Genomic DNA, 21146 nt, shown 5'->3' on the forward strand with positions numbered 1-21146 from the left:
GGCGTGGACGTCCCCGGCAGGTTCCGACTGCCGGGGGCTTCCACGCCCACATTGCTGTGAGGCCAAGACGGACTCGTTCGAGCGTGCGCAGGCACGCGGGGAATCTCGCCCGTCGGCCCGTCGGCGCGGTGCCGACCCGGCGCGATCGAGGCCCACGGCCCCGCCACCACCACCGCCGTACCCAAGTCCGCGAAATCCTCCGGCACCACAGGGATTTCGGTCGTGCGCTCGGCAGGCTGTTCCGGCACATAGGTCGCCGCCTGCTCAGCGATACCGGACACGTACGCGCAATCGAGGCAGATCACATACCCGCCCGCACGTGGCGGGCACACACCGGAGAACTTCGTCTCCGCACCCGAACGCGGACCACACTCGGCCCCCGCCCGATGCCACTGCGAGCCCCGTACCAACCGCACCCACACCGGCCCGGGAAGCGCAGCTACGCGTACATCGTCAACGCCGTCGCCAGTAGTGCCACGACGACCAGCAACAGCACCATCACCAGCCCCGACATCGCGGCACCACTCCTCTCTCGCCGTCGGACACCGACGTGTGAAACCCGCTGATCTTGACCGGCGCCACACCTTCCCCATCTCCTTCTCCCTTCTTTCAGGTCTCGTCGCACCGACAAGACCGATCCGCGCCCGCCATCGCGTGAGGCGGGAATGGGCAGGTCAGGAATCCCAGACGACATCGCGCACATCCAGCTGCCCCACCGCGGCGGTGCACTCAGGGCACCGGGTGGTGACCGACCGGGTCTTCGGTACGCGATCGTTCGGCGTCGGCAACGGCAACGGCAACGGCAACGTCACCGCCACGCCACACACCGCCTTCACCGCACTGTTAGCGGCGTGCGCGCACGGAGACACCGTGATCGCGTGCCGCATCCATCGGCCCCGGGGGACGACCCAGTACGCCGAAGTCTGATTCACCGAACGAGACAACTTGCACATGTGCACCATCCGTTCCCTTGCGTGAAAGCATCATGAAGTGAAACTCTCACTGACGCAACCCCGATCGAATGGAACAAGCTTCATTGGGGCTGGGAGGGTCTTGGCGTGGAAGAATCAGGCCGTACGCTGTCGGTTGACGACGAGCTGGGTGAGACTGAGGAGTTCGCGGTGGAGCGTGTGAGCCCGACAGTGCGACTGCGCAAGGTGGTCCGTCGCCTGCTGGTGTGGCGCGAGGCCGCCGGCATGAGGCAGGACGACGTCGCCGCTGCGCTGCATTGGTCCAAAGCGAAGATCTCTCGCTTTGAGAACGCGGACCAGATTCCAGGACCGGCCGACGTCCTAGCGCTCGCCGCGATCTACGGCGTCAACGACGCTGAACGGGACCAGTACGTTGCGCTATCGCTGCAAGCCCGTCAGCGCGGGTGGTGGCAGAGCTACGGCGACAGCCTGGCGAACAACTTCGGCGAGTACGTCGGTCTGGAGGCCGAAGCCAAGCACGTTCGGGAGTTCGCCATCGACCTGATTCCTGGCCTGCTTCAGAGCGAGGCGTACGCCGGTGCTCTCGTTGAAGCGTGGGTGCCGCAGGTGGATGAGTCGGTCGCGCGGGACCGAGCTGATCTTCGCCGCGAGCGTCAGAAGAACTTGATCGGCGAAGACCCCGTGTCCGTCTCGGTGGTCATTGGTGAAGCGGCGCTGCGGCAGTTCGTTGGCGGAGCCGATGTCATGCGGGAACAGCTCGACCACCTCGTTGAGATTTCCAAGCTGGCCAACGTTGACATCCAGGTTATGCCGTTTGCTGCTGGCGGTGTCCCAGCGATGGGCTCACCGTTCATCATCCTCAGCTTCGCCGAGCCGGATGATCCCGATGTAGCGTTCTCGGAACATCTGACCGGGTGCGTCTATGTGGAGGACGTGGACGAGCTGGCGTCGTATAACCTGAACTTTGGCGCTCTACAGGACAAGGCGCTGGCCCCGGAGGCGTCGATTGAGTTCATCACGTCGCTCGCTGGGGACCTGCGAGCACGATAGGGAGCGAGCATGAACGCCCCAGACTTCAGCCAGGCGACCTGGCGCAAGAGCACCCGTAGCAACGGCGGCGGCGGAGCGTGCGTCGAGGTTGCGACGATCCCGGCGATCACGGGCGTCCGAGACAGCAAACTCGGCGAGGTAAGCCCTATCTTGCCGTTCGCCACCTCGGACTGGTCGGCGTTCCTGCGAGCCGTCAAGAACGGCACGTTCGACCGCTGACCTCGAGAGACTGCGGTACCAGGCCCACCCGGAGCAATCAGCCGGGTGGGCCTTTTAAGGGCGGAGGGACCAGTGGCTGTGCCTGCTCAGCCGGTACAGGTGATGCCCTTGTGGCTGGCCTCGATGGAGGACGGTTCAGTCCGCACGACATGTGGGACCCCCGGCGTGCGCGGGGCCGGACAGCCGCAGCCGGAACCACCGCTGCCCGCGGATCGACCCCCCGTGCGCGGGGCCGACCGACAGAAACAGACTGACGATCGAGTGAATCCGGAACCACCCCCGCGTGCGCGGGGCCGACCGAACGGACCGTGCCGACCTTGCAGGCGGTCGGGAACCACCCCCGCGTGCGCGGGGGCGACCCTACCGTCGTTGGTCAGGCCACCGCGCCACGAGACGTAGTCCCCCTGCGAGCCGGGTGTCGGCCCCGCGCACGCGGGCACCGTCCCGACCGAAGTCGTAGCCGTGTGACCTGCTGGCTCTTTCCGAGAGTTGTGTGGAGTTCCGTCGGTGTGCTCTATGCGAGCTGGAGCTCGTAGACGGCTCGGTGTTTGCCGACTCCCTTGTAGTCGGAGATCACCGAGATGCCGTTCACGGTGTGGTCGCCGGCGACGTTGGTGAATCCGCGCCGCGTCCAGGTGTGGTGGGCGGGTGCGTTTTCGGGTTCGGATGTCAGATACAGCCGCGAGCAACTGAAACTGACGGCAGCGTCTTGGACGCTGTTGAGCAGTGCGGTGGTGATGCCGCGGCGGCGGTGTTCGGGGTGGGTGACGACGTCTTGGATGTAGATGTCGTCGGGGTGGTCTTGGCTGCGGAAGGCGATGATCGCTCCCACGAGTTCGTCACCGTCGACGACGACTGGACAGGTGCCGGAGAACAGGTTGGCGTAGAGCCAGTAGTCGGATTCCGTGCGGGGACGGACGAAGGGCGTACCGAGTTCCATCAGGTCGATAATGGCGGGGATGTCGTTCTGGCTGAGGGGCCGGGTTTTCATGCGTGCCTTCTGGTCTGATGGGCGAGTTCGACGATGTGGGCTGCGGCTGTCGTGGGGTCGACGGCGTCGGTCACGCCGCGGCCCACGATCAGGATGTCCCAATCCGCGGTTGCGAGTTGGGTGTGGTCGGCGACGCTGAATCCGCCGCTGACGGCGACGGGCAAACGTGTCCATGAGCGCAGTGTCTGCGCTGTTTCGAATGCGGTCGCGCTGCCGATGCCGACGTCGATGTTCGTGGTGATGGTGAATCCGTCGACTCCGGCACGTTCCATGTCGATGACCCATCGTCTGGTCGTGTTGGCGGGAGCGTCGAGCAGGATCGGGATACCGAGACGCTGGCCTGCGTCCACCGCGGCGCTCACGCTGGCTGTGGTGGCCGGGCCAATGAGCAGGACGATGTCGGCGCCGGCTTCTGCGGCAAGCAGCACCTGGTCGCGTCCCCAGTCTGCGGACATCATCTCGGCGACGATCGTTGCGTCCGGGACTGCGGTCTTGACCCGTTCGATTGCGCTGACACCGGCTTCCTTGATCAGGGGGTCGCCGATTTCGACGAAGTCTGCTCCGGCCTTGACCGCGGCTTGTGCGATTCCGATTGCCTGATCGACGTCGTGGACGTCGAGGGCGATCTGGACTGCGCGGGTGTCGCGTGTCCTGCGGAATCGCTCGTGACTCCGCAAGGAGTTCTCGCTGGCGCGCTGCTGCTGGATCTCAGTGATCAGGTGGTCTGCTTCTTGACGGACGAGCCAGTGATCGCTGCGCTGCGCCCTGTGCACGACGCTGTGGACGCGTGTTGCCGAGAGCTCTAGATGGCCGGTGCGGATTTCTCTGAGGATGGTCAGCAGTGCACGGGGGTCATCGTTTCGTCCGGGTCCGGTGTCGGTGCCGAGCAGGATGTGAAGCCTGTGCCAGCTGGACCGGACATGTTGAGGGCAGTGTTGCCAGCTGGGATCAGCAGCGGCAACGGCGGTCTGGACGAGTGTGTCATCTGGGTAATGAACAGCGCGTTGATCGAGGCTGCGGAGCACAAGCTCACGGACGTGCCAATTGTCGTCGTGTAGAAGGGCGACGACATGGCGCTGTGCTGCGGTTCCAGCCAAACGGGTAACAGCGCGCGCCGCGGCTGCGCGGACCTTGTAATCGGGGTCGTGAACGAGCCGTTCGAGAACGTTGTGCGTCGAGACATCCAGCGGAGCACGATCGTCATTGATTCCCTCCGCGAGCGCGGCACGGACCCGCCAGTTCGAATGACCGAGAAACGCGTCTAGCTGCAGGATGTCCGTGGCGATTGCGAAGAGGTAGAAGTGCCGTGCGATGAAGATCGCCTCGTCGCCGACCGTCAGGTCTGTGGCCTCGACCAAGTCGCGGGATTCAGCGAGACCGAAGGTGTGCTCGACGAACCTGGTGATGTCGGGCCACAAGGAAGTTCCGAAGCGGCGTAGGAGCGCAACAAGCCAGGGCGCAAGCCCGGACCCGAGCGCCGTGGCGACGGATCGGACGTGAAGTAGGGAGCGGCACAAGTCGAGCGACGATTCACGCTCAGCCCGAAGCACAACTTGGCGCAGCAATTCCGGGGTCGCAAACCTGCTGCCGTCGGCCGCGGCCATCAACAGCGGCAACGTCGTTTCCACCGCGGTGGCCGGTGCTGTGGCTACGTATCCGAGCAAGTCGGGAGCGATGTTGTCGAGTCGTTGGAACACCAGCTCGATGATGTTCCGTGCGATACCTGAGGTGGCTGCGCGCTTCGCCAGGTCGTTGAGCGTTCTAACGCTGGCGAGGCTCCGGTCTTGAGCGTGCAGGTAGTCGGCGATGGCTGTGCTGACGAAAAACTCGCGAAGTATGTCGTGGGTGAACTCGAACCGGCCGTTGCACTCGCAAGCGATGTTCCTCTTGACATCCGCCGGCAGAACCGCGTGCCGAGTCGCGTTCACGTGGGTGAGCCCGGGTGTGGCCTCGGGCATCGTGGCTGGAAGCTCCTCGCGGTACTGGCGGTAGGCCTGGTCGGTCAGCAGTGATCGGACGGCGACGGCGTCACTGTTTCCGATGATCGTGCGAACACACTGATCAAGAAGTGCGTACCCGTTGAGGTCGCCCTTCGGCGTCTGCAGCGAGGCAGTCAAGGCGAGCCGCAGGTAGACCGGTGTCAGGACAAGATTCTCAATGCCCCGGGGAAGCTGGTCGTACGGCGTCGTCTGTTCTGTTCGAGCCTGGTCCCACAGCGAGCGCGCTTCCGCCGGGGTCCACTGGGCAAGTTCAACGCTGTACCGAGCCGGCGGGCTTTTCGTTGGGGTGTAGATGCTTGCGTGCACCAGGGGGTACGCAGTCGTTTCAACGGCGAGCGGGGTCCGTACCGCAATCAGAAACCGCAGATGCATGGTCGTGACTTGGCGGAGGATCGCTTCGACTTGGCGACCGATAAGCGCGAAACTGTGGTCGTTGCCGATGCCGTCGATGACCACAACGCAGGGACGCGAAAGCCCTGAGCAAGTCTCTTCGAGGGCGAGTAGGGCGTCCTGGCCACGAGGTATCGATGCGTAGCGGAGAACCTCGCTGGGCAGGTCCACGTGCTCGTCGGCCCACTCATTGACCGCGAAAAGCTGGAGATCCGCCTCGTTCGCGAGCTGGTCGGCGAAGTGGTGGGTCAGCTGTGTTTTCCCTGTTCCAGCGGGCCCGGCGAGAAGGAAGACTCGTGCCGCCGAGGACAGGAACGAACGGAACGCCTCGACTGTGCTCGTCGGCACGTAGTAGGGCAATGGGGATGCGACATCGCTGAGCGAGTCGATGACGTGCCTGGTGCGTGTTGCCGATCCCACGCCCAGCTTGCCTGGGGAAATGGAGCATCGGCGGTCGAACCGTTCCCGGTGTTCGGCGGAAAGATTGTCGAGCGCACGGTTGAGCACTTCACGGGTCTCGTGATGCAGGCTGCCGTTACGGGTGGCTTTCTCCCAGTTGGCGACGGTGCTCTGGGCGAACCCGAGGTGCTCGGCGAAGGAACGTTGACTGAGGTGCTGGACCTCGCGCAGCACCTTGACTTCGTGCGGGCTCCACGTCAGATCGCGGGTCACGCAGGTTCCTCCCAGCACGGCATTTGCTGTGATCAGAGTATCGGGCCCAAGGTGACTGATCAGAACCGATCACTTCCGGTGCGTCGCGGTCTTCCGGTCCGTCCTGCGTGACGGGCACGGTGAGGACGTGATCGTCACGAGACGGCGATGCTCGTCTACCGGGGGATGTGCCTATGTCACAGCTGACAAGAGCTGAACGAACGTCGGCCGACCCGGGTTTGCTCCGTCGCCTTGTATCGCAGATAGGGCGTCCCGACGACGCTCAGCTCGCCGTGTTGCTGTGGGAGGTGCAGTGGGAGATCGACTCGATGGCTTTCGATCTGCCGGCTGGTCGTGGCACTCCGGAGCGTCGTGAGCTTCTGGCGGATTTGTTGGTCAAGCTCGCTGACGTGCTCCGGCCACCACTGGTCATCTCCATCGAGACGAGCTCCTCGTCCACACCGTCCGGCACTGAGGTCCCCGGCACGTGATGACCGCTCCTACGTCGACGGTGGGCTTCACGTAGTCCTCGTCGACGGTCCAGTTCACCCACACCAGCGAAAGGAAACTGATGAGTTCTCCGGCAATTGACCACCTCAGCAGCCTCGACACGAACGATCTTGACGCTGGAGGTGACCCCTTTGACCTCGACATCACTCTCATTGAGGGGACGCCTGCAGCCGAGACGGTGTTGATGTGCAGCACGGGGGACGGGTGTGGTTCCTCCTGCCCGAGTGCGTGCACGACCTCGTAGCCCTGCCGCAGTAGCGCTGTCCGGTTCTGGTTGGACTGGCATCGAGGAGTTGGTGAGCGATGACGCGGTCGCGAGCGCGGTCGTATCGGCGTGCGGGTGCTGGGCTGCTACGCGCGGCAATCCACGTCAAAGCGCCACCGTTGCCTGAGTGGCCGGGACCGGGCGGCACGGTCGAGCAGTGGCAGGCCTGGATGGCGCCGGTGTGGGCCGACGAGGAGTTCCAGCATGCGGTGAGCAGCACGAGCCCGGATTTGGCGCATCGAGTGGAGGCGGTGTTGGCCGGCCAGTCGCTGGACGTGCGACGGGCTCGGCGGGCCGCTCTTGCACTCGCCCGCTTCGCCATCCGGTACGGATATCGGTCCACACCGTTCGGTCTGTTCGCAGGGGTTGCGCGCTGTGAGTTCGGTGAGACCGCCCAGGCGCGGTTCGGCGACGCCCACGAGATCGTCGCTCGATCCGCGCCGCGCGCGGTGGCTGCTCGCATCGCTTCGTGTGAATCCGACGCTGCGCTGATCGCGACAGTCGAAGTGCGGGTCAACCCGTTGGCGCAGGTGCGCGCCGACCGTGTCTACGTTCCCGCCGAAGGTGCCTCGGAGTTCTCGCTGGCGGTGACTCCCGCTGTGGCGGCGGTGCTGGATGCAGCTCAAGCTCCGATCAGCCATGAGGTGTTGCTGGGCAAGCTCGCCGCCGAATTCCCAGACACCGCGCCTGAACGGCGGTCCTCGCTGGTAGCCGAATTGCTGCGGGTGGGGCTACTGCGCTCGGCACTGCGGGCTCCGGCCACCGTCGTTGACCCTGCCAGCGTTCTGCCCGCTGATGAGATCGCGCGCGGGAGTGAGCTTGCTGGGAAGGAGGCGTGCGATGTCCGGCTGGACGCGGACGTGCGTCTTCCAGAGGCGGTGGGGGTTGAGGTGGAGACCGCGGCGACTGTGCTGGCGCGCCTTGCCCGGCATCCGCAGGGGACACCGGCTTGGTGTGACTACATTGAGCGCTTCGCCGACCGGTGGGGCGAGGGCATCGAGATCAGTCTGGAGCACGTCATCGACCCTGACCGCGGGCTGGGGCTTCCTGCAGGTTTCGGATCAGTCGCTGAGCCTCCGAGGACGATGACGCGACGCGACCGACTGCTACTGGAACTTGCTGGATCCGCGTCGCTCGAAGGTCGCCGGGAGGTGCAGGTCACCGGCGCGATGCTCGAGGAACTCGAAGCCTCCGCAGGACCGCCGCCGACCACCTCGGCACCGCATTTCGAAGTGTGCGCACAGGTGCAGTCGCGCTCTCGGGACGCGTTGCAGCGAGGCGGTTTCCGGCTGCGCGTGCAGACGGTGTCGCGAGCGGCTGGGTCGATGACCGGCCGGTTCTGGCACCTCCTGCCGGAGGCGGCTGGATACCCCGCCGATCTCCCGACTGTCACAGCTGGAGCCAAGGTCGCGCAGTTGTCGTTTCACTCGTGCCGAAGCGATGCCGATTTGCTCACCCGTGCGCCCCAGGTCCTGCCCGACGTCCTCAGCGTCGGCGAGTTCCGCGGCGGCGACGAGACGGTTCTGCGCCCGGCCGATCTTGTCGTCGGCCTTTCCGACGGGCACCTGTATCTCGCGGTCGCTGCAACCGGACAGCGCATCGAACCCGTGGCACCGACGGCGATCAACTTCGTGTGGAACAACTACACCCCACCGATCGCCCGGTTCCTCGCCGAGCTCAGCCGAGCCGCCACGCCACAGGTGACGTGGTTCGACTGGGGAGCGGCGTTCACACTGCCGTTCACCCCGGCCTTGCGGTACCGACGCAGCATCCTCACCCCTGCCCGGTGGCTGCTGCGCCCCAGCGCGCTACCCGAATCGAAGGCATCGACCGCTCAGTGGACGGATGCGCTGCACGCCTGGCGGAAGCGAGCCGGGGTAGGCGAGCGAGTGCTGCTGGCCGCTGACGATCAGCACCTCCCGCTCGATCTCAGCCGAGACATGGATCGGGACCTGTTGCGTACCCATCTACGGACTTCGCCGGTGGCTGTCCTGCACGACGCTCCGCCCGAGGACGCCGATGGCTGGATCGATGGCCGCGCACACAGCATCGTCGTGCCCGTGAGGTCGAACCGATGACCTCACCCCGGACTCAGGCGTTGTCCGAAGACGCCCTAGGAATGGCCCTGCTGCCGATCGAGCGTGGCGACCTCAAGCACGCGCGTCGATTGCTACGGCAGGCGATCGACGGCGGGGTTAGCGTCGGTGCGAATGCGTCCCTGTTCCACGGCGCCCCCGCCCTGGAATTCGTGCTCGGCCGCGCCGGCCGGACCGAGCCAGGGGTTCATGAGGCGGTCGATCGACTCGTGGCCAGCCGCCTGGCCTCCGCCGTCCGACGGCGAGGAAGCCGACGTCAACCGAGTTTGGCGGAATTCGACCTCATCCGAGGCCTCACCGGACTCGGCGCACTGCTCCTCGCTCGCCCACAGCCCTCGCTACCTCTGACCGAGGTATTGGCGTATCTGGTGTCTCTGGCCCACCCGGTCCCCCCGGGCGAGTTCGCCGACGGCGCCGAGCTACCTGGGTGGTGGTCGCTCGAGACGCTCGGACACGATGCCGCCGTGCCCGGTGGCCACAGCAACCAGGGCGTTGCACACGGCATCGCCGGGCCGCTGGCGCTGCTGTCCCTCGCCGTCCGGCACGGAGTCGCTCCTCCCGGCGGTGATGAGGCGATCAAGGTGTTCGCTGACTGGTTGCGCCGTTTCGGCGGTTACTACTGGATGACCCGTGACCAGCTCGCCGAGCCGAAATGCGCACCCGGCTCGGTACCGGCGCGGCCATCCTGGTGCTACGGGGCGCTCGGGATCGCCCGCAGCCTGCAGCTGGCCGCACTCGCCACCGGAGACGAGGCGGCATGCCATGCCGCGGAGGAGATCGCCGTGGTTGCCCTCGCCGACTCCGCAAGCACCAGCCTGGTGACCGACGCATCCCTGTGTCACGGATGGGCTGGGCTGCTGACGGTCACCCGCGCGCTCGCCGCCGACGCCACCCATCCGACGCGCTTCGCCGACCACATCGAGCACCTCAAGGGCCGGCTGGCAGACGAGCTGGACACCCTCGACAAGCCCGGCTTCCTCGAAGGCCGCACCGGCGCGCTCCTCGCGACCGAGGGCTCCGACCGGACCGGCTGGACCCGAGCACTGCTGATCACCTAACCCGACTCTCCCCAAATGAGCTGAACAGGAGCGAGGAACCCACCGATGACCTGGAACGACGAGGACCTGCTGACGACGAACGATCAGGGACCGTGGTGGCAAGCGACCATCGCTTTCTCCGATCCCAGCGGGATCAGCCCTGAGGCCGCAACTGCCCTGGCCGCCGGGTTGGAAGGGCAGCGGTTCCACTTCCTGCGCAAGGAAGGCAAGCTCCGGCTCCGCGTCGAAAAGCCCACCGCCGATGTTCTCGACCGGCTTGTCGCCGACCAGCACGCGACCAGCTGGGCGCCCGGAATCTATGAGCCGGAGGTCGAGGCTTTCGGCGGCGCGGAAGGCATGGCGATCGCCCACGAGCTGTTCTGCGCCGACAGCCCGGCAGCGCTGGCTGCCACCGGCGATTCGCGCAACCGCGAACGCTGCATCCTGCTGCTGTCCACGCTCCACCGAGCCGCAGGGCTGGATCCCTTCGAGATCGGTGATGTCTGGTCCCGCCTCGCCGCGCTCCGACCGTCGATCACTCCACCCGATGAGCAGGCACGGGCCCCGCAACTCGCTGCGATGCGGCGCCTGATGCACGCCGATGCCGCTCAACGCGAGACCACCGAAAACCACTGGTCCGAGCGCGTTACCGCCTTCACCGCTGCCGGGAGCGCGCTCGCCGAGCTCGCCTCTACCGGGCGATTGACCAGGGGCCTGCGCGCCGCGCTGGCTCACCACGCGATCTTCGCGTTCAACCGCGCGGGAACCCCACCTGCCGAGCAGGCCGCCGTCGCGTGGCTGGCCCAGCACACCACCTTCGACAGCGATGTCTCGACCACCGTGTCGCCCTCGGACCCGGGCTGGCCGGCCCCTAACCTTCCGCGGATGAACAACATGATCACCACTGACCCCGCCGAACTCCGCGAGGAGTTCGTTGCCCGCCTGACCGCATCCGGACACCTGACGACCCAGGAGATCATCGACGCGTTCCGCACCGTCGAACGCCACACGTTCGTGCCCGATGCCGACCTGGCCTCCGCCTATGGGGAGGGCACCGTCCCCATCAAAGGCGCCCCGGACGATGGCGAAACGCTCTCCTGCATCTCCGCCCCGTCGATCGTGGCGACGCAACTCGAACAGCTCGCCCCACAGCCTGGCCACCGCGTCCTGGAGGCGGGGGCTGCGACCGGCTACAACGCCGCGCTGCTGGGCCGACTCGTCGGACCCAGCGGGCATGTGTGGACCGTGGACGTCGACGAAGACCTGGTCTCTGGTGCGGCCGCCAACCTGGCGTCCGCCGGTATTGAGAACGTGACGGCCTTGCTGGGCGATGGCGCAGCGGGATTGCCTGAGCAGGCGCCGTTTGACCGGCTTCAATTCACCGTCGGTGCAGGCGACATCCCCACCCAGATCCTGGATCAGCTTGCCCCTGGTGGCCGGCTGGTGATTCCCATGCGCATCCGTGGATCGATCTCGCGGTCGTTCGCTTTCGAACGCGAGGCCAACGGCCTGACGTGGAAGACGGTCTCCTGCGAGATGGCCACGTTCATTCCGCTGCGCAAAGGCGTCGCCGACGACGTCCGCACCGTCGTCCACCACGACGGGCCCGGCGACGTTTTCTTGGAGACCTACACTGAGCAGGAAGTTGATCGGGAAGCGATGCGCGGCATCCTCGATCAACCCTCGCACAAGATCTACACCGGCATGAGGCTCCGCCAGGGCTTCTCCTGGGAATGGGTCTACCTGCACCTTGCCTGCACGCTGACCAACGGCTTGTCCCGCATGCCCGGACAGCGCCCAGGCTTCACACCGCATTTCGCATGGGGCTCCATGGCTGCGCTCGATGGCGACAGCCTCGCCTACCTCACCATCCGCGAAGGCGATGACGAGGATGGCCGTTATTGGGAGCCCGGCGTCATCGGCCACGGACCCCGCGCCAACGAGCTCGCCGACCAGGTCGCCACCGAATTCGCCACCTGGGCGCGCGAACGAGGCAACGACGCCCCCGAACCCGGTTTCCGGATGACCACAGCCGACCACCGCGACCTCCTCGAGGCCACGGATCCCCGGTTCGTCATCGACAAACCCCACAGCCGACTGGTCGTCGACTGGCGATGACCGTGGCCCCAGCCGTGAACCCCGCACTCGCCGAACAGATCCCCCTGGTGCGCCGCCTCAAACCACTCGGGCTACCCCTGGAAACGCGGATCGCGGAGCTCACCGCGCTGACCGACTGGCCCGCTGGCGCGGACCACCACCAGCAGGTGGCCCGCGCCAGCGGCGTCATCAACGTCGCCGCCCTCATCGCCTCCGACATCGGGCTTGCCGACCTCGCTGAAGACCTCTGCTGGCGTCTGCACACGATCTTCACCGAGCCGCCGGACCTCACCCCCGATGCTGCGGTGATGGCGCTGATGCCACTGACCAACATCGCACGCCTGCTCATCCGCGAAGGCCAGCCCACCGAGGCCTACGAACTGCTCCAACGTCTCTATCGTGCAGCCCGACAACGCGAGATGGCCACGATCCGCGGCCGGAACGTCGACCTCCCGACCTGGACCTGCACCGTTGAGCACCACCGCCGGGTTTGTGTGGATCTGTGGAGCACGCTGCTGATCGATGGCGCCCGCGCCCTGGCGCGCGCCGGCTGCTGGACTCGCGCTGCTGAGACGATCGCCGCCCATCGTGGCATCGGAACCCGGCTACTCGACGGCCGCCAAATCAAGATCATGTCGCTGCTGGAACAAGACCTCCACCCGCAGGCGAGAGCCCTGATCGACTCCACCGTGCCCACCGAAACCTGGGAAACAGCCGTCGGAAACCTCCTGCGACTGTCCTGCACACAGGCCAGGCCATCAGTCCCTCACGGCGAACTCGAATCCGCAGTGGACACGACACTTGCACTGATGAACGACAGAGAGCCCAGCACCGCAGCGTTCCGAGTCCGCCTGGGTCTGACCGCGCTGGGCCTGGCCGGTGACCGCTCCACCGTGACAATCACACAGTTGCGAGGGGTGGTCGTCGCCGCTGCGCTCACTGACGCCTACGCCGCACGCGATGTGCTACGGAACCAGGCACTGTGCGCCCACCTCACCACAGACCAGGAACACGAACTCACCGCCGTGCTCGCCAGCTCAGGGCTCGGCCGACGAGCCCTGACCGGAGATCAAGCCCACGACTTGACCGCCGCGGTCCATCGTGCGGAAGAGCATTTGCGGACGCTGCTCACGCAGTGATGTCTCAGACGCGGTTGTTCGGTATGCGACAGCACGTCGATTGTCGGTGTCGTCCGGCACTGTTGAACGCAGGCGTCGATCACGACGCGCGGGTGCACGAGAAATCGCGCGTTGATCGCCGCGCTTCCGTCAAGACAGCCGTGGGGGACGTTCGGCCGCTTGGAGGTGGAGCGATGCGGGTTGTTGGGGCGATCGGATGTGCCTGACTGACATTCCTTCGAGTTCCGTTGCCGAGAACTGTCCGGAGAAGGTGTTACATGCTGGGGAGCAGGAACGGACATCGACGCACATCTCTGTCGCCGGAGGGCGCGCTGATCGGCGTTGAGGACTTGGAACCGCCTCGGTGGGCGGATGTGGATCAGAAGGTCGCGGGCGCGGGTTTGTGGGAGACAGTCCGTGAGCTGCCGATGGCGGCAAGGCTGGTGGTGGGGCTGTCATTTCGGGCTTCGCCTGGTCGGACGGTGTTGGCGGGTGTGGTCCAGTTGGCATCGGGCTGCGCGTCGGCGTTCGGTCTGTTCGCCACGGCCGGGGTACTGACGCAGCTGTTGACCGCGGGGCCGACGCCGGAGCGGGTGATGGCGTCGCTGCCCGCGATCATCGCTGTCGTGGGTGCTTTCGCCTTGCGCGGTTTGCTGGACAGCGTGGTGTCGGCGGTGCAAGGGGTGTTGATGCCGTTGGTTCGCCGTGCGGCACAGGATCGGCTCAACTCGGCGGTCGCTGAGGTGGAGCTGTTGGCGTGGGAGGATTCCGACTTCCAGGAGCTGGCCCGGCAGGGCGGCTATCAGGGTGTTCAGGCCGTGGAGTCGAGCGTGCGCAGCATCGCTTCGATCTCCTCGGCGCTGGTGTCGCTGGCTGCGGCGATGATCACGGCCGCACTGCTCAATCCCTGGTTGTTGCCGGCGCTTCTGGTGCCCACGGCAGCCGAGGCATGGGCGTCGATGCGCGCGGCCAAACAGGGCTACGTGAACTTCCTGAGCCTGGTGACCCGGCGGTTGCGGCTGCACGTTGTTGAGAACCTGCTGGTCGCGCGGGATGTGGGAACCGAACGCGCGGCTCTGAACCTGCAGGAGCCGTTGCTGGCCGAGCACCGCCGTATTGCTGATCAGGTCACCGAGGAGGCGATCCGGGCTGAGCACCGGCAGACCTGGACGCGGTTGATCGGACGCACTCTGGCCGGCACTGGCACCGGTCTGGCCTACGGCGTGCTCGGCGTTCTTCTCTACATCGGTGCGATGCCGCTGGCCATCGCCGGAGCCGCGGTCATCGCGATGCGGGCTGCGGCGAGTTCGCTGTCGACCACGATAATGTCGGTCAACCGTCTCTACGAGCACTCGTTCTACCTGCGGTTCTACACCCAACTGCTCGCCGAGTCGCAGCGGCGCCGCAGGCCCACGAGTGGTGTGGCCGCTCCTCGCGACCCGGAGACCATTCGTCTGGAGAACGTGTCGTTCACCTATCCCGACGCTGACGAACCGGCGCTGGTCGACATCGACCTGACCTTCCATCGTGGCGAGGTCGTGGCGCTGGTCGGGGAGAACGGATCTGGCAAGACCACGCTCGGAAAGCTCATCACGGGCCTGTATCCCCCGAACCGGGGCCGCGTGCTGTGGGACGAGGTGGATCTGGCCACCGCGGATGCGCGAAGCGTGTACGAGCAGGTCGCTCTGATCGACCAGGATCCCGCTCGGTGGCCCATGACCGCCGACACGAACATCCGCATCGGGAACCTCGCGGCCCCGCAGCCCTACGGTGCTACGTGGGAGACCGCGTTGCGCGAATCGGGCGCCGACGAAGTCCTCGCCAAGCTCCCGAAAGGGCACAGCACGGTCCTGTCACGGCAGTTCCGGGGAGGCCATGAGCTCTCCGGCGGCTCGTGGCAACGGCTCAGCGTGGGCCGCGGGATCTTCCGCGATCACGCCGCGGTGCTGATCGCCGACGAACCCACCGCCGCGCTCGACGCCAAGGCCGAAGCCCGCGTTTTCGCCGGCCTGCAACGCGCGACCCAGGGATCCCGTGACGACGCCCATCGCACCACGGTCCTCGTCACGCACAGACTGGCCAACATCCGCCACGCCCACCGCATCGTCGTCATGGATGCAGGCCGCGTCGCCGAGACCGGCACCCACGAGGAACTGATGGAAGCCAACGGCCTGTACCGAGAACTGTTCACCATCCAGGCCCGCGCCTACGCAACCGAACCCGGTTGCCGCACATGCCGCACCGCGCCAAGCCGACAATGACCAGGGCGCTTCCGTGTCTAGCGGTGCGGCAGCGAGCTGTGGGCAGATGCCCTGGTCAGGAGGATTCCGAACCGCTGGGTATCGCCGCGAGGAAGCGGCGGACCTCACGGCGGGTGCGCAACCGGATCAGGTCGCCCACGGCGTGTTCGGCGATCAAGCGCTCGACCCAGGGGCGCATCGTGCGCCGGTAGCGAAGGATGTACCTGACGAAACCCAAGGTGATGCGGCCGCGCCGGTGACGGGAATGCACGTCGTCACCGCGGTGCTGGTACCGGCGTTGCATGATCCCCCACAGGCAGACCAGCGGGTGAAGATCGAGGAAGATCACTGCCTCAGCTTTGCCGAGCCGGATCGGCATCGTCGAAGCGTAGTTGCCATCGATGATCCACTCGTCGTCGGCGACGAGCTCGCGCTGCCGCTGGGCGAACGACTCAGGGTCGAGAGCATTCCAGTGCTCATCCCAGTACTCCATGTCCAGGAGGACGATGGGCAGGCCAAGCCGTTGCCCGAGCTGGCTGGCCACCTCGGATTTCCCGCTGCCCCCGCACCCGCAGACCATGATCGTGCGCATAGTTCCCCCAAGCGCTGAGCATGCGACTACCAACGGCGGAAGCCGCCCTCGCTGTTGAGGACTTGGCCCACAACCCATTCCCCGTCGTCGGAGGCAAGCCAGGCGATTAGACGAGCTGGATCATCCGGCGTGCCGAAGCGCCCGCGGGGAAACCGCTGGCGCAGCGATTCCAACGTGTCCTCATCGATGCCCATGCCGGGATCAAGGAACCCCGTGTTCACCGGCCCTGGGTTCACGGTGTTGAGAGTGATGCCTTGATCAGCGAGCTCATCGGCAACGGTCAACGTCATGCCTGCCAAGGCGGCCTTAGCCGCGCCGTAAGCCACTTCACCAGCCATGGGTGCGTCCTGCTGCCCCGAGGTCATCCACACCACCCGCCCACCAGGACGAGCCGGATCGTGTTGCGCGGCGAAGGCCTTGGTTAGCAGCAGCACCGAACGCGCGTCAGTGGCCCAATGCTCATCCAACTGTTCCAGGGTGATGTTGGCCAGAGTGTCATCTCCGCCGGAACGTGCGTGGTTACACACCAGAATGTCCAGCGGCCCAGCAGCGGCCACCGCCTGCTGCACCAGGTTCTCCGGCGCGCCGGGCTCCGTCAGGTCGCCCGGGACATCAACCAAGCCCGCCCCCTCACGTAGGTGCGGACGGATCGATTCCAGAACCTGATCGAGATCATCGGGACCCCACGGCTGAGTCGTGTCATGGGCCCGGTGATGGTGCACCACCACGCTGGCGCCCATCGAAGCCAGCCGCCGGACCACCGCCGCCCCGATACCAGGAACCCGACTCGCCCCCGAAACCAGCGCCGTACGCCGCTCCAACGGCAGCATTGTCATCAAGTTCCCTTCAGCCGACGCACCCACAGCAGGCTCCCAATATCATAGAAGGAACGCCACGCATTTTCCGGGGCGCTCTCTACCGGATACAGCGTGCCTCCCGGCCGCTAAGAGCGGTGAGCAGCGCTTCGCTTGGGCTTACGGTGCGAACGTGTTGGTGAGGATATTGGGGCTGCCGTGACCGCGACGTCGGCGTTTCGGAGCGGCGCTGATTCCGGGCGCATGTCGAACGCCATCCGTCCGACCGTGAGCGAACCCGTGGTTTCGACCGCAGCGTGCAGATTCTGCGTGTTGACCACGTCGGGTCGCACGAGGTGGGCGGTGCACACCACGTCATGCACGGGCACCGCGCCCTCGGATCCGGCGCCGACATAGGCGTCGATCCGCTTCTCAATGAACCGCGCAGCAGTAATCCCGGCGGGCGTACCGAGACCGTTGAGCACACGGCGAGTTTCCCGGCTGATCACGGCCTGGAGCGCGCCGGGGAAATCCGGCGGCGAAGACCATCGCAGCGGCTTTCGGAACAGCCCAAACGTTGAACTCCGCCGAAGCCGTAACCTTCCCGTCGGCCTGCCCGCCACCCATGATCACGAGCGCCTCGACACGGGACCGGCCCCGGGTTCAGGGCCTACGCAGCGGCGATGTTGCTCATTGGCCCGAGGCGGCACATGGCACTCACCAGGCGTCACTGCCGACGATGTACGCCACCGCAAAGCCGTGATCGGTGAAGCGTCAACTCAACTCTGGGAAGCCGGGCAACGACTCATCGACAAGGGCGAAGCCCGTGGTTAGGCTCGGCCCGCTGCCGAGAAGCCGTCCGTGTGACGTACCCGCAAGATCTGGGGCAGAAGCGATGCCGGGGTCCCGCAAACGTCCTCACGGCCCCTGGGTGAGCCAGACGGTAGCCCAGACGAGTAGCACGCACAGGACGACGCCGAGTCCGAGGCCGGTGAGGAAGACGTGCTTGGTGTCGAAGCTCGATTCCACGGGTGCTGGTGCTGGCCGTTGCGGCTCACGGTTCTGCTGGTGGGCGCCGCTCTGCTCCAGGGTGGCCGTGACCTGGCGAGCCACAGCGTGCGAGAGCTCGCGCGTGTCGGGGCCCGTGTCGAACTGGGCTTTGTCGATCGTCTCAGCAGCACCGCTGGCCTCGCCCGCGGCGATGATGAACGCTCGCAGATCGAAATCCTGCAGCATTGAAGCACCCGCATTGAACTGGCCCGCGTCATCGCTGAAGGTGCCGAGTCGGCCCACAGCTCCGTTGAGCGTGTGAACGGTCTCGGCGAAGTTTCCCGAGGCCAGCCGCTCAGAGGCAGTGTTGAGCATCGCCGCGACTTCGTAATCGCGGCGCTTGTCGGTGAACTGCTCATAGAGCACCGTGAGGACCTTGGCAGTGGCCGAATCGACCTTCGTGCCAAGCTCATCAATCCCGGACATGATCACCTCAGTGCCCTGCGACGTGGCCAGCTTGATCATGTCCTGGATGTCGGTGTAGCTGTAGCGGTCGATCCCGTTGAACTTCTCTCGCAGCTCGTGCTCAGCCTCTTCTTTCCACTCCAGTAGCATCTCTTCGGTGTACTTGGGGGCGATTGGGCTCTTGTCCACGAGGTGATGATGCGTGTCGCACAGCAACACGAGGTTCAAGTAGTTGTCCCGGACCGCCGCGTCCATCGGACGCCACCGCGGCATCGACGGAGAAATCGGCACGATGTGCGCGGCCTGCACGTTCTTCCCTGCCCTCTTGTCTACAGAGAGCTTGACCGTCGGAATCCGACATTCCGGGAACGCACACCGCGTGGACACAGCAAACAAAAACGCCTCGGCAGCAGCATTCGGACGCCGCTCACGCATAACAGGGCCACCCACCCTCATCCCAGATCGATCAGATCACGGCGCGTGACCGTAGCGCGCCCCACCGACACTGGAGCTCAGATCGCTGGCCGCACCGCTCGCAGGCAGGTCTGGATTGTTCGAGCGGTGATCGCGTTCCGTAGCCAGGACCGTCCGGGAGGCCTGTACCTCCTAGACGTGACCACCGACCCGGATCTCCGTCGGCGGGGCGTTTCCGCAGCCCTGCTGCGGGCGGTGCAGGAGGCTAGTAGCGAGTTCGGGTGTCGGCGCCTCTACCTGACGTCGGAGCCCGAGAACATCGCAGCACACCGCACATGGACACGTCTGGGTACGTTAACGTCCCGGGCGATCGCATCGTGAACGGTGTTGAGGTCCAAGGGTCCAGGCAAGCACCGGGCTGTCTACGAACTGCAGCTGAAGGATTAGACGCTGGTTGAGCTGCTGACTCCGACAAATGAGCGAACTTAGTTTGTCGAGAACAGGACGTCTGCTGACTCGTTTAAGGTCGCGCTTGCGTCGGACGTAGAGGGGTGAGGGGGCCGTGTGTCGGAGGGGTTTCGTGTCGATCTGCATGCCTTGGAGGAAGCGTCCAAGGGGGTCAGCGACACTGTTCAGGCTGCGCGGAAGGACAGAGTCGCCGACCTGGACACGGGTGTGGAGTTCGGCCACGACCGCCTTGCCGGGACGGTGACCGACTTTTGTGATCGTTGGGACCTGGGTGTGGCTCACCTCGTGACCGACGGCAGCGAAGTCGCGGGTCAACTGGCGCACTGCGTGCAGGTGTATCGGGAGACCGACGAAGCAGCCCGAGCGCAGTTGGAAGGGCTGATCGAGCGCTCCTCTGGCGATGACCCGGCGGCTGACTGATGGCGGCTGAACTCGGCCGCACCCGTGATCCGAAAGCGCTGATCCCCGGCGATCTTGATGGAATCCTCGGCACAGCATCGTCGATGGCCTCCTACGTTGAGGTCCTGCATGAGGCGGGAGAAGGTCTCAAGCGCATCGACACCACTGAAGGGTGGAGGGGCGAGGCGGCCGAGCAGTTCCGTTCGGCCTTCGACGGTGAACCCGGCAGGTGGTTAGAAGCCGGCGATTGCTTCCACGACGCGGCCACAGCACTGGAGCGCTACGCAGAAGCCCTCACCTGGTCACAGGGCCAAGCGGCTGAGGCGATCCGACTGTGGGACGAGGGCGAGGCTGCCACCAAGAGCGCGAAGGCCGAGCACGAACAAGCCCCGGAGGGCACCCCACCGCAGCCGTTCCACGATCCGGGTGAAGAGAAGCGCCGCGCGGCCACGGCGTTGCTGCAGCACGCGCGCACTGAGCTCAGGAATGCGGGTGACGTTGCTGCCGACGCGGTTGGCCGGGCACGGGACCAGGCTCCTGAACAGCCGAACTTCGTGGAACAAGCGGGAGCCGCGATCGGCGACGCGGCCGGCACGGTCGTCAATGGCCTGGCCTCACTGGGCAACGCCGCGATCCACCATCCTGAAATGGTCCTGGGATTGGCCGGCGGTGCTGCGCTGACCGCGGTCAGCGCAGCAGGCGAAACCGCAGGAGTGGTGCTGGATGCGACCGGTGCGGGCGCGGTCGCCGGGGTTCCACTCAACGCGGTCTCTACGGCGGGGATCGTTACCGGCGTCGGTATGATGGGCGTGGCCATGGCCGGGCTCGCTTCGGAAGCCGCTGGCGACGACGAAGTCCAACCCGTGGACACCGATGGTGCCGAGGCTGCACCCGCGGAAGAGGCGCCGGCCAAACCCCCGGAAGAGATCACCGGGATGACCAAGCACGGTGAAGAGCGGGCGATGGGGCGTGACGGTCACGGGGTCTCGGATCAGGCCATGAAGGACGCGGTGGAGAATCCGGTGAAGTCGGTGAAGGAACAAGCCGGTGGGAAGTACAAGTACACCGGTGAGGACGCCACCGTGATCCTCGGCTCTGATGGTCAGGTGATCACGACGTGGGCGCGCAACTCGAACGGATGGAGGCATCCATGAGCAACGTCATCGACAACTTGCCGCCCGAGCTCCAGGACGTGTTCACCGCGGTCCTCGACGAGCACGACAGCGACCTGCTGAACTCCCTAAGGGCCAGCAGCGAGCCCAGCCAGGACGAACGCGAGGCTGTGGAAGACATCCTCTCCGACGCCTTCAGCGAGCACATCGATGACGACGGCGAACCGACCGAGCGCGGACGCCTCATCGACGACGCGCTGGGGAAGTTCCTGCTCCGCTGGCCAATCGACGATTAACCGTCGGTGTACACACGGTG

The 21146-nt window shown here is 65.9% G+C and carries 21 protein-coding genes and 1 pseudogene; 14 read left to right on the forward strand and 8 right to left on the reverse strand.

Going from position 1 to position 21146, the window contains the following annotated elements; translation table 11 throughout:
* Positions 1 to 281 (reverse strand): hypothetical protein (locus tag ACWD38_RS08460; protein ID WP_450123689.1); only part of this gene is annotated, 281 nt, incomplete at its 3' end.
* 463 nt (positions 282 to 744) lie between these two features.
* Between ACWD38_RS08460 and ACWD38_RS08465 the strand changes: the two genes are divergently transcribed.
* The 3 genes from ACWD38_RS08465 to ACWD38_RS08475 all read left to right on the forward strand — a co-directional run bounded on the left by ACWD38_RS08465 (position 745) and on the right by ACWD38_RS08475 (position 2201).
* On the forward strand, positions 745 to 927 hold the full coding sequence (locus ACWD38_RS08465; protein WP_450123690.1) for a hypothetical protein: 183 nt from the start codon (positions 745 to 747) through the stop codon (positions 925 to 927).
* A 131-nt stretch (positions 928 to 1058) separates the two neighbouring features.
* Complete coding sequence (locus tag ACWD38_RS08470) at positions 1059 to 1982, forward strand: helix-turn-helix domain-containing protein (RefSeq protein ID WP_450123691.1); 924 nt, start codon at positions 1059 to 1061, stop codon at positions 1980 to 1982.
* Between the two features lie 9 nt (positions 1983 to 1991).
* Positions 1992 to 2201 (forward strand): DUF397 domain-containing protein, encoded by a 210-nt coding sequence (locus tag ACWD38_RS08475; protein ID WP_450123692.1) that lies wholly within the window; start codon positions 1992 to 1994, stop codon positions 2199 to 2201.
* A 514-nt stretch (positions 2202 to 2715) separates the two neighbouring features.
* Here the strand turns inward: ACWD38_RS08475 and ACWD38_RS08480 are convergent.
* Positions 2716 to 3192, reverse strand: coding sequence for a GNAT family N-acetyltransferase (locus ACWD38_RS08480; protein ID WP_450123693.1), 477 nt, complete (start codon positions 3190 to 3192; stop codon positions 2716 to 2718).
* On the reverse strand, positions 3189 to 6254 hold the full coding sequence (locus tag ACWD38_RS08485; protein WP_450123694.1) for an orotidine 5'-phosphate decarboxylase / HUMPS family protein: 3066 nt from the start codon (positions 6252 to 6254) through the stop codon (positions 3189 to 3191). Before ACWD38_RS08485 ends, ACWD38_RS08480 begins: the two co-directional genes overlap by 4 nt.
* A 272-nt stretch (positions 6255 to 6526) precedes the next feature.
* On the opposite strand from ACWD38_RS08485, the gene ACWD38_RS08490 reads away from it, so the two are divergent.
* The 7 genes from ACWD38_RS08490 to ACWD38_RS08520 all read left to right on the forward strand — a co-directional run bounded on the left by ACWD38_RS08490 (position 6527) and on the right by ACWD38_RS08520 (position 15617).
* Positions 6527 to 6724, forward strand: coding sequence for a hypothetical protein (locus tag ACWD38_RS08490; RefSeq protein ID WP_450123695.1), 198 nt, complete (start codon positions 6527 to 6529; stop codon positions 6722 to 6724).
* Positions 6725 to 6804: 80 nt separating this feature from the next.
* Complete coding sequence (locus ACWD38_RS08495; protein WP_450123696.1) at positions 6805 to 6987, forward strand: FxLD family lanthipeptide; 183 nt, start codon at positions 6805 to 6807, stop codon at positions 6985 to 6987.
* Between the two features lie 140 nt (positions 6988 to 7127).
* Positions 7128 to 9086 (forward strand): lantibiotic dehydratase family protein, encoded by a 1959-nt coding sequence (locus ACWD38_RS08500; RefSeq protein ID WP_450123697.1) that lies wholly within the window; start codon positions 7128 to 7130, stop codon positions 9084 to 9086.
* 41 nt (positions 9087 to 9127) lie between these two features.
* Entirely contained in the window at positions 9128 to 10162 is a 1035-nt protein-coding gene (locus tag ACWD38_RS08505) for a lanthionine synthetase C family protein (protein ID WP_450123698.1), read from the forward strand.
* 45 nt (positions 10163 to 10207) lie between these two features.
* The gene (fxlM, locus tag ACWD38_RS08510; protein ID WP_450123699.1) at positions 10208 to 12259 is read left to right on the forward strand and encodes a methyltransferase, FxLD system; all 2052 of its coding nucleotides are present in this window, start codon (positions 10208 to 10210) and stop codon (positions 12257 to 12259) included.
* Between the two features lie 14 nt (positions 12260 to 12273).
* Positions 12274 to 13377, forward strand: coding sequence for a hypothetical protein (locus ACWD38_RS08515; RefSeq protein WP_450123700.1), 1104 nt, complete (start codon positions 12274 to 12276; stop codon positions 13375 to 13377).
* Positions 13378 to 13730: 353 nt separating this feature from the next.
* The gene (locus ACWD38_RS08520; protein WP_450123701.1) at positions 13731 to 15617 is read left to right on the forward strand and encodes an ABC transporter ATP-binding protein; all 1887 of its coding nucleotides are present in this window, start codon (positions 13731 to 13733) and stop codon (positions 15615 to 15617) included.
* A 55-nt stretch (positions 15618 to 15672) separates the two neighbouring features.
* On the opposite strand, the gene ACWD38_RS08525 is transcribed toward ACWD38_RS08520, so the two are convergent.
* The 5 genes and pseudogenes from ACWD38_RS08525 to ACWD38_RS08545 all read right to left on the reverse strand — a co-directional run bounded on the left by ACWD38_RS08525 (position 15673) and on the right by ACWD38_RS08545 (position 18872).
* A complete protein-coding gene (locus ACWD38_RS08525) occupies positions 15673 to 16188 on the reverse strand; it encodes a DNA topology modulation protein FlaR (RefSeq protein WP_450123702.1) in 516 nt (171 codons plus the stop codon).
* Positions 16189 to 16214: 26 nt separating this feature from the next.
* Positions 16215 to 17018, reverse strand: a complete 804-nt coding sequence (locus tag ACWD38_RS08530; protein ID WP_450123703.1) for an SDR family oxidoreductase — start codon at positions 17016 to 17018, stop codon at positions 16215 to 16217.
* Positions 17019 to 17131: 113 nt separating this feature from the next.
* Entirely contained in the window at positions 17132 to 17467 is a 336-nt protein-coding gene (locus ACWD38_RS08535; protein ID WP_450123704.1) for a nucleoside hydrolase, read from the reverse strand.
* Positions 17415 to 17621 (reverse strand): annotated as a pseudogene (locus ACWD38_RS08540) (nucleoside hydrolase); the annotation flags it as partial. The pseudogene ACWD38_RS08540 and the gene ACWD38_RS08535, both read right to left, overlap by 53 nt.
* Positions 17622 to 17900: 279 nt before the next feature.
* Entirely contained in the window at positions 17901 to 18872 is a 972-nt protein-coding gene (locus ACWD38_RS08545) for an HNH endonuclease signature motif containing protein (protein WP_450123705.1), read from the reverse strand.
* Between the two features lie 126 nt (positions 18873 to 18998).
* On the opposite strand from ACWD38_RS08545, the gene ACWD38_RS08550 reads away from it, so the two are divergent.
* From ACWD38_RS08550 to ACWD38_RS08565, 4 genes are all read left to right on the forward strand, one after another.
* The gene (locus tag ACWD38_RS08550) at positions 18999 to 19232 is read left to right on the forward strand and encodes a GNAT family N-acetyltransferase (RefSeq protein ID WP_450123706.1); all 234 of its coding nucleotides are present in this window, start codon (positions 18999 to 19001) and stop codon (positions 19230 to 19232) included.
* Between the two features lie 183 nt (positions 19233 to 19415).
* Positions 19416 to 19739, forward strand: a complete 324-nt coding sequence (locus tag ACWD38_RS08555) for a hypothetical protein (RefSeq protein WP_266088501.1) — start codon at positions 19416 to 19418, stop codon at positions 19737 to 19739.
* Positions 19739 to 20872: a putative T7SS-secreted protein gene (locus ACWD38_RS08560; RefSeq protein ID WP_450123707.1), complete on the forward strand. Its 1134-nt coding sequence runs from the start codon at positions 19739 to 19741 to the stop codon at positions 20870 to 20872. Before ACWD38_RS08555 ends, ACWD38_RS08560 begins: the two co-directional genes overlap by 1 nt.
* Positions 20869 to 21126, forward strand: a complete 258-nt coding sequence (locus tag ACWD38_RS08565; RefSeq protein ID WP_450123708.1) for a hypothetical protein — start codon at positions 20869 to 20871, stop codon at positions 21124 to 21126. Before ACWD38_RS08560 ends, ACWD38_RS08565 begins: the two co-directional genes overlap by 4 nt.
* Positions 21127 to 21146: the final 20 nt, after the last annotated feature.

Source organism: Saccharopolyspora sp. NPDC002578, from assembly GCF_053592695.1.